Genomic DNA, 12304 nt, shown 5'->3' on the forward strand with positions numbered 1-12304 from the left:
CCGCCTCCAGTTCCGACGGTACGCCGACCGCACCACGATCGCCGTCCTGTACCGCCCGGTGACCAGGCCTGACGGCGCATGATCGTGTGCGCGAATACCCGCCTCACCTGGACCGGCCCGAACCCCACACCGCGGGCTGACGCGCACCCGACGAACGCCGGCACCTCCGCCTCGGTGACCGGCGAGTTTCCGGCCACCAAGAAGAACACCGTCAGTCGTACGCGGTGGCCGGCACCTCGCTCGGCCGGGATCGGGCCGCGACCATGCCCAGGTAGTCGTCGAACATCCGATGGCCGAACCGTGGAGCGCCGCCATCGTCGAGCAATGGGGAACAGCAGAAACTCAGCCCACACCAGCGACACAACGCAACCCGAAACACGCTGCACAACAAACAACTTCGTGTCGCTCATACTCACGAGCATCCCGGAGACACGGCCCCGGACCACTGAACGCCATCTGTCACAGATCTGACCGGCGAACCGTCCGGACATGCCCCGGCCTCTTTCAACCGCCTCGTCCTTCCGAATGGACAACAGGTGATCCGCGGACGTGCGCCAACGTCCGTAAGGGTCAAGGCGCGTGCCAGCGCTGCGCGAAGGCAGCATCGGCGGCGGCACGGATCATCAGCCCGAACCAGGCAGCGGCCGAGATGCGCGACGCCGGCCTCGAGCCCTCGGCGGCGATGTCCCACCTCCTCGGGCTCGGACCAGTCGACCGCGGGGTCCGCTCCGTTACCGGCACTTCTTCTCGGCGGCCGCGGTCGCCGGGTGCACGGCGATCAGCCCGAGCCCGGCGCGCCGTCGACACAGCGCCGCCAGCTCGCCGTAAGCGGCCTCGCCGATCAGTTCGGTCAGCTCGGGCGCATACGACTCCCACACCGCCCTCGTCCCCACATGCGCGTCGGGGGAGCCGGAGCAGTACCAGTCCAGATCCGCGCCGCCCTCACCCCAGCCGCGGCGGTCGTACTCGGTGATCGTCGTCCTCAGGACCTGCTCGCCGTCGGGTCGCTCCACCCACTCCTGCGTGCGCCGGATCGGCAGCTGCCAGCACACGTCCGGCTTCACCTCGAGCGGTTCGATGCCACGCCGCAGGGCCATCGAATGCAACGCGCATCCGATGCCCCCCTCGAACCCGGGACGGTTGAGGAATATGCAGGCCCCCTGATAGCGGCGGGTCCGCAGCGCCGGCTCCTCCTCGAGCTCGTCCTCCTCGAGGTACCCCTTCTTCCCGAGCCCCTGCTTCATGAACTGCCAGTCCTCGGGTGTGAGCAGCTTCACCGACGCATTCAGCCTCTCGAGGTCGTCCTCGTCGGCGAGGAAGGCACCGTGCGAGCAGCAGCCGTCGTCGGGCCGGCCGGCGATGATGCCCTGGCATGCCGGCGTACCGAACACACAGGTCCAGCGGGAGAGAAGCCACGTCATGTCCGCGGCGATGAGGTGCTCGGAGTTGTCGGGGTCGCCGAACTCGACCCATTCCCGAGCGAAGTCGAGGGGAACCTCCGGGCTGGGCGTCATCTTGTGCCCGCGCCCCGCACTACCTGCCGTCACAAGCCCCGACGGTAGCCGACCCGAGTAACAGACAAGACCTGAACAGATCCCTGTACGGGAGCAAACGATGTTCGGCCCGAATCTGGTCCCGCGTTCGTTGGACCGGTTGAGGCCGCACCGACGGGCGCTGTAGAGACATGAGGACACCGGGCCCCAAGTGGAGGGTGTGGACGGCCTCACGCGTCGATTGAGTTCGATGAAGCGGGAACTGGTGGTCGAGGCGGGTTACCTCTCGACCGGGACGCCGACCTTTCGCCGATCCGGCAATAGACGATGATTTCCTTCGTGTCGTCGAGGCCCGCATCGCTGCCCAGAGCGCGCAGGTCTTCGTCGCCGCGGAAGGTGCCGTCGTCAGCGGCAGCCTTCTACCACGGAAGGTTGACAGCAGTCGGGACGTGCCCCGGTTGCTCTTGCGGGAACTGCGCCGAGGCGAGGATCCTGCCGGAGAATTCGTCGGGAGGCCGGACGTCGACGATGCTTCTTCCCTATCTGCTCGATCACCTCGTCGCGGTACCGCCCGGATTCCCGACACGGGCTCGGACACCACGTAGTCGGTGGCCGGTGAAGTCGCGGCTTACCGGATCCTGAAGATCGCGCTTCCAATCAATGCGTATGGCACCCCTCGATGTGGTCCTTCTCGTACAGGGCGGTGTCCTCGTCCACCTCGACGAGAACGACGTCGGGGTCCTGCCCGTGTTCGACGACCCAGACCGCGTCGACCAGAAAACTTGCTTCTACTCATCGATCATCCTTCGCATCACAGCAAGTTGAGGCGTGCGCATATTATTAATGCACGATCTATTCGCCTGCGCTACAGTTTCGGGCACGCAGTTTCGACAGGAGGACCGATGACAACACCGAAGACCCGGCCTGCCCGAGCAACGAACCCGCGAACGGAGGGGCAATGGGCCCGGGGCGACCGCGCGCCGCTCAACGTGAACGAGCAGGTCAAACAGGATGACGACGGCCTCAACGTGCGTAGACGGATCGAAGAGCTGTACTGCCATACCGGTGTCACCGGAATCGACCCCACCGATCGGCGAAGCCGGTTCCGCTGGTGGGGGCTCTACACCCAGCGCGCACCCGGGATCGACGGCGGCCGAACTGCCACATTGCCACCGGAAGAGCTCGAAGACGAACATTTCATGCTCCGCGTCCGCATCGACGGCGGCGCACTGACCACCGAACAGCTGCGCGTCGTCGGTGAAGTCTCCCAACTATTCGCCCGCGACACCGCGGACCTCACCGACCGCCAGAACATTCAGCTGCATTGGATCAGGGTGGAAGACCTGCCCGAAATCTGGCGGAGGCTCGAAGGCGTAGGTCTCACCACGGCCGAATCCGCAGGTGACACCCCACGGGTGGTCCTCGGTTCGCCCATGGCCGGCATCGCCGTCGACGAGGTCCTCGACGCCACCCCCGCACTGCAGGAGATCACCCGCAGGCTGATCGCGAACCCCGAATACTCCAACCTGCCGCGTAAGTTCAAGACCGCCATCTCCGGACTCCAGGACGTCGTCCACGAAATCAACGATGTCGCATTCATCGGCGTCGAACACCCGGAACACGGCCCCGGACTGGATGTCTGGGTCGGAGGCGGCCTGTCGACGAATCCTCGCATCGGCGAGCGCCTGGGTGCATGGGTGCCGCTGAACGACGTGCCCGACGTGTGGATCGGTATCGTCTCTCTCTTCCGCGACTACGGGTACCGGCGACTGCGGGCGAAGGCGCGTCTGAAGTTCCTCGTCGCAGACTGGGGTGTCGAGAAGTTCCGCGACGTTCTCGAGCGTGAGTACCTCGGACATCCGATGCTCGATGGTCCGGCGCCCCAACCGCTCGACGAACCACGCGACCATGTGGGTATCCAACGGCAGAAGAACGGCCTCAACGCCGTGGGAATCGCACCCGTCGTCGGCAGAGTCGGCGGCACCATGCTGACCGAATTGGCGAACGCGGCCGAGTCTTCAGGATCCCAACGGGTCCGCATCACCCCGATGCAGAAACTCGTGATCCTCGACGTGCCCGACGAACGGATCGACTCACTCCAATCCAATCTCCAAAGTCTGGGATTCCCGTCGCGCCCGTCACCGTGGCGACGGAGCACCATGGCATGCACCGGCATCGAGTTCTGCAAGTTCGGGATCGTCGAGACCAAGGCGCGAGCCGCCAACGTGATCACCGACATCGAGACGCGACTGGCCGACATCCAGGAAAAGCTCGAGCACCCGATCACGTTGCACCTCAACGGATGCCCCAATTCGTGCGCACGCATCCAGGTCGCCGACATCGGCCTCAAGGGCATGATCGTGACCGACGGCGACTCGAACCAGGTCGAGGGTTTCCAGGTTCATCTCGGCGGCAGCCTCGGGCTGGACACGAGTTTCGGGCGCAAACTCCGCGGTCACAAGCTTCCCGCCACGGAGGTGGCCGACTACATCCAGCGGATAGTTCGACGCTATGTCACCGACCGCGCCGACTCCGAAAAGTTCGCGACCTGGGTTCAACGCGCCACCGAAGCCGACCTCACATGATCCGGCACCGCCCCGGCATCCTCGAGATCGACAGCTACGTGCCTGGTGACTCCGGAGCATCCATGAGGCGAGCAGCGAGGCTCGCTTCGAACGAGTCACCCTTCCCTCCGGTCGACAGGGTAGCGGCGGCGATCCGCGCGAGCATCACGCAGGCAAATCGGTACCCGGACTTCGAGAGCAGGAAACTGACCGACGCCCTCGCGAGTCGGTGGCACCTGTCCCCCGATCAGGTGAGCGTCGACAGCGGGTCCAGCAGCCTCCTACGCAACATCGTCACCGCGTGCGCCGGCCCCGGAACGGAAATCGTCTACGGACGGCCGTCGTTCCCGAGTTACGAGCACGCCGCGCTGCTGGCGGGAGCGACACCCATTCGAGTCGCGCTCACACCTGACTACCGCCTCGACCTCACGCGCATCCTCGCCGCCATCAACGAACGCACGCGGGTGGTGCTTCTGTGCCTGCCCAACAACCCGACCGGTACCACCGTCGCCCACAGCGCGCTCGAAGCCTTCATCGAGGCGGTACCTGGGGACCTGCTGATCGTGCTCGACGAGTGCTATCGCGAGTTCGTGACCGATCCCAACGCTGCGAGCGGCTTCCGGCTCCTCGGACGATTCCCGAACGTCGCCGTCGTCAAGTCGTTGTCGAAGTCTGCAGGTTTGGCGGGACTGCGGATCGGCTATGCCCTGTCGTCCCCCGATGTCGGCCTCCTGCTTCGCGCCGTACGAATCCCCTTTTCCGTCTCCGCGGCGGCTCAGGCAGCGGCCCTCGCGTGCCTCGAACCCGCTGTGACAACAGCGCTGGAATCGCGCATCACTGCCACGGTATCCGAGAGAAATCGTGTGTTCGACATTCTGACGAGCAAAGGAATCGAGGTAGTCCCCAGCGAGGCGAACTTCCTGTTCCTCCCCCACCAACACGGAGCCCAGAAGAAGGTACAACTCCTGGCCCGGCACGGTGCGCTAGTCCGGCTCGTGGGGCCCAGGGAAATCAGAATCACGGTAGGCAGCCGGAAAGAGAACGACCACCTACTCTCCTGCATCGACGCCCTGACCCAATAACAACGCAGTCAGCAGTCAGCAGTCAGCCGACAGGAATGTTCCGTTTCGCTGTCGATCACAGTTGCACGGCACACGGCAGACAACGGTCAGTGCCCCGGTGTATTGCGGCACCACGATGTCGGATTTGTGCTGTTGACGGCGCACGGCCAGTCGTTTCAAAGATCCACGGCGGGTCTGATCCGGTCCGTGGCCGGGAATCGGCCGTGGCCGAGCCGGTCGAGGTGATCGACCCGCTCACCGACCCGGCTGCGCGGTGGTGACCCCGCCCGCAACCAGTGTTGCGAAATAGGACACGCGTCACCTCATCCGTACTTCTAACCTTCTCGAGTGCGCACTCCATGTGCATATTCGGAGCCGTTTCATGTTTCATTCCCCCTTTGAGGAGTAACCATGGCCTTGTTCGCTGTGATCTGGTCGTATACCACCGATGCCTCGGTCAAAGAGGCAGCGCATGCCGAACACCTGATTTTCGTCAAGGATGCCGCTGCCCGAGGCGTGTTGCAGGAGGCCGGCGCCTGGGCTGACGGCGCCGGAGCCCTACTGGTATTCCAAGCGGTCAGCGAAGACGCCTTGCGTTCTCTGCTTGCGGAGGATCCTTATGTCAAGCAGGGCGTCGTCGTAGAGCAGCACATTTACCAGTGGAATCCGGTCATAGGCCCTCTCGTCGGCGTCTAACGACAATGCGCAACGCCGGTCCCCCGGCTCGTGATTGAAGTATCTTCACGCTGTGCCTTGGTAAGTACTTGCTTGGCGGTGTTGGTTCAGACGAACGGCGCGCAGCGGGTGTTCCATCAGTCGATGAAGGCGCGGATCTTGGTGGTCAGCTCCTTGATGGAGCCGAAGGTCCGCGGTGGATGGCCCGCCGTTCGATTATTCCGAACCACACCGCCACAAGGTTCATCCACGATGCGACGTGGGCGTGGAATGCACATGAATACGAGGACCGTCGGCCCGCCACGCCCCGACTTCGGCCCCTCTTGTGGGTGGCGTCGTTGTCCATCACCAGACGCAGCTCTCGCTCCGGGTAGGCGCGGGTGAGGTGTTTGAGGACGATGAGGAACTCCTGAGGGCGATGGCGCGGTCTGCGCAGCCCGGTGACCTTGCCGGTGGCGATATCCAAGCGGCGAACAGGGTGGAGGTGCCGTGTCGGGCGTAGTCGTGGGTGGCCTCCCGAGCGAGCCGATACGCATCGACAGCACCGGTGCGGTCCGGTCCAGAGCCTGAATCGGCAACTTTTCGTCCACGCACGGCCGACGATGTCGATCACTTTGGCGACCGACTCCGGATCCGCGGCAGTAAGGTCTCCTTCTTTCCTGTGAAGGCTGTTCCCGCTGCCACCCCAGTACCCTTCTCGCTCGAAAAATGACGCCGGGACCGGGCGTAACGGTCATGCCTGCTCGCGAAGGCTGGGTTTCGAAGTCTTTGCGGGCAAGATAGTTTGGCCCGCGTCTGCCCCAGGAGTACGTTGCGCACGTCGTGTGTGGAGCGCGGGTGTGCCGGCGAGATGCTGGACACGGCTAGTCGGCGCCGGCCTGGGCCATCGACTCGAGGATCCGATGGCGAGATCGACGATCTATGCCGCCCACCTCCTCGATTCCGCCAAATTTTGTCGCGCATCTCCCGCTGGGCACCAGCTCAAATTGCCTATATACGTAAATAAATCTCCTATTGTGTTTTCAGGGTGCGGGTGCCATGCTTGCCCTGCAAGGTGTTGCAGGTCACTTTGGGTATGAGGAGTCATGGGTGAACGGGTTGGGCGAGACTTCAAATAGTTTTTAGCGCAAGTCTTTTGAGAACAATCGAGCAATTTGTTCCAGTTGGTTCGACCGCCGTCGCGCCACTGTCCTGAGCACGGAACGTCCGACATCGACCCGCCCGCGTTAAAAGTACGGACTACGGAAATGCCGAGAGGATATTCGTACCGGCACGTCTGCCGCATTGCGCACGGGTCAGGCCATTCATCATCTCCGCGCCGAGTGGTGAAACTTCCACCCATTTCTGCGCCTACACAGATAGGGGAACAAAAATGTCCGTGAACTTGGACCACCCAGCGTTGTCGTCGTCGATCCCTGACGGGAGAACGTTGTACATCGCAGGTCGATGGAGCACCGCCACCGACACTTTCGAGCGTGTCGATCCCTCCGATCTGCGCCGTGTGACGGGAATCTACGCTTCGGCGACTCCCAACGATGTCGAGGCTGGGTATGCGGCCGCCGCCGGTGCCCAACCAGCGTGGTCCGAGACGCCAGCGATTCAGCGGTCGGATTTTCTTCGCTCTGCCGCCGACCTTTTGGAAAGCCGCGTACACGAGGCTGCCCTGACGATCACCGCGGACATGGGGAAGGCGATCCGCGACGCACGCGCCGAGGTCCTGCGAAGTGTCGCCATTCTCCGCTACTACGCGGGTGAGATCCTGCAGCCCAGTGGAGAGACGTACCCCAGTGCTGATTCACACACGATGCTGATGACGGTAGAGGAGCCGCTCGGTGTCGTTTGTGCAATCACACCGTGGAACTTCCCCTTCGCGCTTCCGGCGTGGAAGATCGCGGCGGCAATAGGTTTCGGGAACGCAGTTGTGTGGAAGCCCGCCGAACCGGCCTGCGGATCCGCCGTGTTCCTGACGCGGATTCTCGCAGAAGCCGGGTTGCCCGCGGGGGTCCTCAATCTGGTGACGGGCAGCGGTAGAAAGCTTTCGGCGGCGCTCACCGGGAACGCGCAACTCGCAGCCTTGACCTTCACCGGTTCGGGTGCAGTGGGGTCGCGGCTCCGTCAGGCCGTCGGTGATCGCAACGTCAAGGTCCAGCTCGAGCTGGGCGGCAAGAACCCGTCCATTGTTCTTGCCGACGCCGATGTCGAGGATGCAGCGCTGCAGATCGTGAAGAGCGCGATGCTCCACGCGGGACAGCGCTGCACAGCGACGAGCCGGGTCTACGTGGACCGCAGCGTCGCTCCCAGACTGCGAGAACTGCTGGTGAAGCACGCTGACGCGCTCGTCGTCGGTGATCCGTACGACGAAGCCACCGACGTCGGTCCACTTGCCTCGGTGGAGCAACGGGACACGGTGGCCGGATACCTGCAACTCGCCCGCGACGAGAACGCCGAGTTCCTTACGGGCAGAGAGTTCGATTCCGACACTTGCTATATCGCACCCACCATCCTGACCGGAGTGTCGGAGAAGAGCAGGCTCGTCCGGGAGGAGATCTTCGGACCAGTCGTGACCGTGCAGGAAGTCGACGGATTCGATGATGCGCTGAAGGTCGCGAACGACACGGACTACGGCCTGTCCTCCGGAGTGTTCACCAGAGACATCGCGACCGCGATGACCTTCATCCGGCGCACACAATCGGGGTTGGTGCACGTCAATCGCGAGACCAGCAGTGTTGAGCCACATGTGCCGTTCGGGGGGCTCAAAGGCTCGAGCAGCATGAGCAGAGAACAGGGAAAGGCCGCACGTACCTTCTTCACAACCACCAAGACCGCGTATGTCCGCTGGACCTAGAAGCCAGGCCGGACGGCCTTCCCGTAATCAGCTCATCACAGTCTGCGACACAGAGCGCAATCAACAAACCCCAAACAACACTCGGTATCAAAGGAGACAACAGTGAGCACTGCCGCACCAGCCGTGACCGAAGTACTCGACGTTCTCGTCGTAGGAGCAGGATTCGCCGGGCTGTACCAGCTCGAAAATCTGCGGAGTCGAGGGTACTCGGTGAAAGTAGTCGAGGCGGGTCAGGACCTGGGCGGAATCTGGCACTGGAACCGCTACCCGGGCGCCCGAGTGGACAGCGAAGGTCCCATCTACCAGTTCACGCGCCCCGACCTATGGGATGACTTCGCGTTCTCCGAGCTCTACCCCGGAGGCGACGAACTGCGCCGCTACTTCAAGTACGTCGACGCGAAGCTCGATCTGAGCAAGGACATCTACTACAACACCCGGGTCGATTCCGCCGAGTTCAACGATAAGACGAACACCTGGACCGTGACCGCGGAGAACGGCAGCATTTTCGTCTGCAAGTACTTCGTTCTGTGCACCGGATTCGCGGCAAAGCCGATCTTCCCGAAGCTCGCGGGAATGGACAGCTTCGCAGGGATCAGCCACCACACCGGTCTGTGGCCCGAAGGCGGAATCGATTTCGCAGGAAAGCGAATCGCCATTATCGGTACCGGTGCCAGCGGTGTGCAGGTCGCTCAGGAGGCGTCGAGGGAAGCCGCACAGCTGACCATCTTCCAGCGCACCCCCGTTCAGGCGCTCCCGATGCGACAGCGCCAGCTCACCGACGAGGACAACGCGAAGATCAAGTCCGATCTGGCGGACAGATTCAGTCGTCGTTCGGCGTCGTTCTCCGGCTTCGACTTCGACTTCATTCCCAAGTCAGCATTCGAGGTGAGCGACGAGGAGCGGACCGCCACATATGAGCGACTGTGGGAGTTCGGTTTCGAGTTCTGGCTCGGAACGTACCAAGACGTCTTTGTCGACGATGCTGCAAACGACACGGCCTACGAGTTCTGGCGTGACCGGACGCGTGCCCGGATCAAGGACCCGGTCGTCGCCGAGAAGCTGGCGCCGATGAAGAAGGCGTACCCCTTCGGCGTGAAGCGCCCCTCGCTGGAGCGGACGTACTACGACATCTTCAACCAGGACAACGTGCGTCTCGTCGATCTGCACGAGGACCCGATCGAGACGATCACGCGTACCGGGCTGAGGACCACATCCGAAGAGCACGAGTTCGACATCATCGTCTATGCAACGGGCTTCGACGCCGTCACCGGTGGCCTGACCGCCATCGACATTCGCGGCACCGACGGTACATTGCTCAGGGACAAGTGGTCGAATGGTGTGCAGGCAAACCTCGGAGTCGCAACGGCAGGATTCCCCAACCTGCTGTTCCTCTACGGACCGCTGAGCCCGTCGGGCTTCTGCAACGGGCCCAGCTGCGCCGAGATCCAAGGTGACCTCATCGTCAACACCCTCGACTACATGCGGGACAACGCCCTGGACCGTATCGAATCCGAGGCGGACGCGGATGCTGCCTGGTCCGATCACGTCGCCGAGCTGACAGCCGAGGCGCTCTACGACAAAGCCGACTCCTGGTACATGGGTGCCAACGTCCCGGGTAAACCGCGGCAGTTGCTGAACTACCCCGGTGGTCTTCCCCTCTACCTGGCCAAGTGGGACGAGACCGTGTGTGCGGGATACAAGGGCTTCACGCTTTCCTGAGCAGTCAATCTTCCTCCTCGAGTAGTGATGAAAGTGAGCAACGCATGTCCGTGAGCAAAGAATCCCTGTTCCTCAACGACCTGTACGCTTCGTGGCTTACCCGGTCCGAAGGAATGGACCTCGCCAGTCAGCGAGATATGTTCGAAGAATGGCATCTTCCGACCATCGAACCCACCGACGTCACCTATGAGGAAGTGACAGCCAACGGTGTGCCGGCAATGTGGGCCAAGCCTCTGGGGGCCGCCGAGGACCGCGTGATCGTCTTCACCCACGGTGGCGGGTTCGCGACAGGTTCACGGTTCTCCCACCGCAAGCTCGCAGCACACCTCGCCAAACTGACGGGTGTTCACGCCCTGATCGTGGACTTCCGGCTCGCGCCGGAGCACAAGCACCCGGCCCAACTCGAAGACTGCATGGCCGTCCAAAAGTGGCTCCGCGCAAAGGGTTACAAGTCAGAGTACATGGCGACTGTCGGCGACTCGGCGGGCGCCAATCTCGCGATCTCGACGGCGTTCGAACTCGCGAGCTTGGAGCTTCCCACTCCTGCTGCCGTCGTCACGCTTTCACCGTGGCTCGATATGGAGATCAAGGGGTTGACGGTCGATTCGAACGACGCGGTCGACGTATTGGCCAAGAGGGCGGTGCTGGAAATGATGCGGGAGATGTTCCTCGCCGACCCCGCAGATGCAACGGACGCGCGGGCGAACCCACTGCTCAACGACTACACCGACTTCTCTCCGGTGTACGTATCGGTCGGAGGCTATGAGACCCTGCTGGACGACTCACGTCGGTTGGCCGAATTGATCGAGAAGGTGAACGGCGAGGTCGTGCTCGACGTGGTCGATGAGCAACAGCATGTATTCCACTTCAACGCGGGTCGGGCACCCGAGGCGGATCAAGCGTTGAGCCGGATTGCCCAGTGGCTGCGACCCAAGTTGGGTCTCGCCTGAACCCTGCCATGCGCAGCGTGCGTATGAACGCGAAGGTGTTCGGCGGCAGGAGGTGAACGTGTTCGTCGGCGGCGGTCGTTACCGCCGCCGACGAGTTCGTTCGCGTGCCGGTCGGACACCATTCGAACGGTCGATCCGCAGTGAAGATAGGGGAGATACACCCATGGATAGTCCAGTGCTCGTCCAACGCGACGGATTCATCGAGACGTGGACGATTAATCGACCCGCGCAGAGCAATCCCATTTCCGGGATGGACGTTGTGGACGCGTTGGTCGCCTGCGTCGATGCCGTCAACGCCGACTACGGTGTGCGAGCTGTCATCGTCACCGGCGCCGGATCGACGTTTTCCGCCGGCGGCAATGTCAAGGACATGGCGAATCGTCGCGGGTTGTTCGGGGGGAAGCCTCACGAACAACGGGATGGCTACAGAGCGGGGATACAACGGATTCCGCGGATCATGTACAACTGCGACGTGCCTCTCATCGCAGCAGTGAACGGCCCCGCAATCGGTGCCGGATGCGACCTCGCCCTCATGTGCGACCTCCGCATTGCCAGCGAAAAGGCATTCTTTGCAGAGAGCTTCGTCAAGCTGGGAATCATCCCGGGTGACGGTGGCGCGTGGCTGCTACCCAAGGCCGTCGGGATGGCGCGGGCCGCAGAGATGATATTGACGGGCGACCGTGTCGACGCGGTCCAGGCGCTCGAGTGGGGATTGGTCTCCAGTGTCGTTGCGCCGGAGAAGCTACTCGACGAAGCTCGCGCGCTCGCCGGCCGGGTGGCCGCCAATCCGCCACACTCGGTACGGATGGCCAAGAGGCTCCTCCGCGAGGGGCAGCACCAAAGCCTCGACAGTCTCCTCGAATTATCCGCTGCCATGCAGGCGCTGGTTCAGCAGACGACCGATCACACCGAGGCAGTCAACGCCTTCATGGAGAAGCGAACTGCCGCCTTCACCGGCGAGTGACGTGCCCGAGAACCGAAGAACTCCGTGGAAGCG

The 12304-nt window shown here is 63.0% G+C and carries 8 protein-coding genes and 1 pseudogene; 7 read left to right on the forward strand and 2 right to left on the reverse strand.

The genetic code is table 11. The features are described from left to right. Positions 1 to 731: 731 nt before the first annotated feature. Positions 732 to 1514, reverse strand: coding sequence for a hypothetical protein (locus H0B43_RS13585; RefSeq protein WP_185729974.1), 783 nt, complete (start codon positions 1512 to 1514; stop codon positions 732 to 734). Positions 1515 to 1789: 275 nt separating this feature from the next. Beyond that, positions 1790 to 2270, reverse strand: a pseudogene (locus tag H0B43_RS13590) (sulfurtransferase); the annotation flags it as partial. 125 nt (positions 2271 to 2395) lie between these two features. Between H0B43_RS13590 and H0B43_RS13595 the strand changes: the two are divergent. The 7 genes from H0B43_RS13595 to H0B43_RS13625 all read left to right on the forward strand — a co-directional run bounded on the left by H0B43_RS13595 (position 2396) and on the right by H0B43_RS13625 (position 12271). Then, a complete protein-coding gene (locus H0B43_RS13595; protein ID WP_185727423.1) occupies positions 2396 to 4078 on the forward strand; it encodes a nitrite/sulfite reductase in 1683 nt (560 codons plus the stop codon). A gap of 62 nt (positions 4079 to 4140) precedes the next feature. Continuing rightward, on the forward strand, positions 4141 to 5139 hold the full coding sequence (locus H0B43_RS13600) for a histidinol-phosphate transaminase (protein ID WP_185727422.1): 999 nt from the start codon (positions 4141 to 4143) through the stop codon (positions 5137 to 5139). 390 nt (positions 5140 to 5529) lie between these two features. Beyond that, complete coding sequence (locus H0B43_RS13605) at positions 5530 to 5814, forward strand: YciI family protein (protein WP_185727421.1); 285 nt, start codon at positions 5530 to 5532, stop codon at positions 5812 to 5814. 1351 nt (positions 5815 to 7165) lie between these two features. Further along, positions 7166 to 8638: an aldehyde dehydrogenase family protein gene (locus H0B43_RS13610; protein ID WP_185727420.1), complete on the forward strand. Its 1473-nt coding sequence runs from the start codon at positions 7166 to 7168 to the stop codon at positions 8636 to 8638. A gap of 102 nt (positions 8639 to 8740) precedes the next feature. Next, complete coding sequence (locus H0B43_RS13615) at positions 8741 to 10357, forward strand: NAD(P)/FAD-dependent oxidoreductase (RefSeq protein WP_185727419.1); 1617 nt, start codon at positions 8741 to 8743, stop codon at positions 10355 to 10357. Beyond that, a complete protein-coding gene (locus H0B43_RS13620) occupies positions 10324 to 11307 on the forward strand; it encodes an alpha/beta hydrolase (protein WP_312033774.1) in 984 nt (327 codons plus the stop codon). The genes H0B43_RS13615 and H0B43_RS13620 overlap by 34 nt, the downstream gene beginning before the upstream one ends. A 163-nt stretch (positions 11308 to 11470) precedes the next feature. Continuing rightward, positions 11471 to 12271 (forward strand): crotonase/enoyl-CoA hydratase family protein, encoded by an 801-nt coding sequence (locus H0B43_RS13625; protein WP_185729972.1) that lies wholly within the window; start codon positions 11471 to 11473, stop codon positions 12269 to 12271. The last annotated feature ends 33 nt before the right edge of the window (positions 12272 to 12304 follow it).

This window comes from Rhodococcus sp. 4CII (assembly GCF_014256275.1).
Taxonomy (GTDB): domain Bacteria; phylum Actinomycetota; class Actinomycetes; order Mycobacteriales; family Mycobacteriaceae; genus Rhodococcus_F; species Rhodococcus_F wratislaviensis_A.

Coding starts and splice junctions, on each gene's coding strand:
- H0B43_RS13585 (WP_185729974.1), bottom strand. CDS start 1,514: ATGACGCCCAGCCCGGAGGTTCCCCTCGACTTCGCTCGGGAATGGGTC.
- H0B43_RS13595 (WP_185727423.1), top strand. CDS start 2,396: ATGACAACACCGAAGACCCGGCCTGCCCGAGCAACGAACCCGCGAACG.
- H0B43_RS13600 (WP_185727422.1), top strand. CDS start 4,141: ATGAGGCGAGCAGCGAGGCTCGCTTCGAACGAGTCACCCTTCCCTCCG.
- H0B43_RS13605 (WP_185727421.1), top strand. CDS start 5,530: ATGGCCTTGTTCGCTGTGATCTGGTCGTATACCACCGATGCCTCGGTC.
- H0B43_RS13610 (WP_185727420.1), top strand. CDS start 7,166: ATGTCCGTGAACTTGGACCACCCAGCGTTGTCGTCGTCGATCCCTGAC.
- H0B43_RS13625 (WP_185729972.1), top strand. CDS start 11,471: ATGGATAGTCCAGTGCTCGTCCAACGCGACGGATTCATCGAGACGTGG.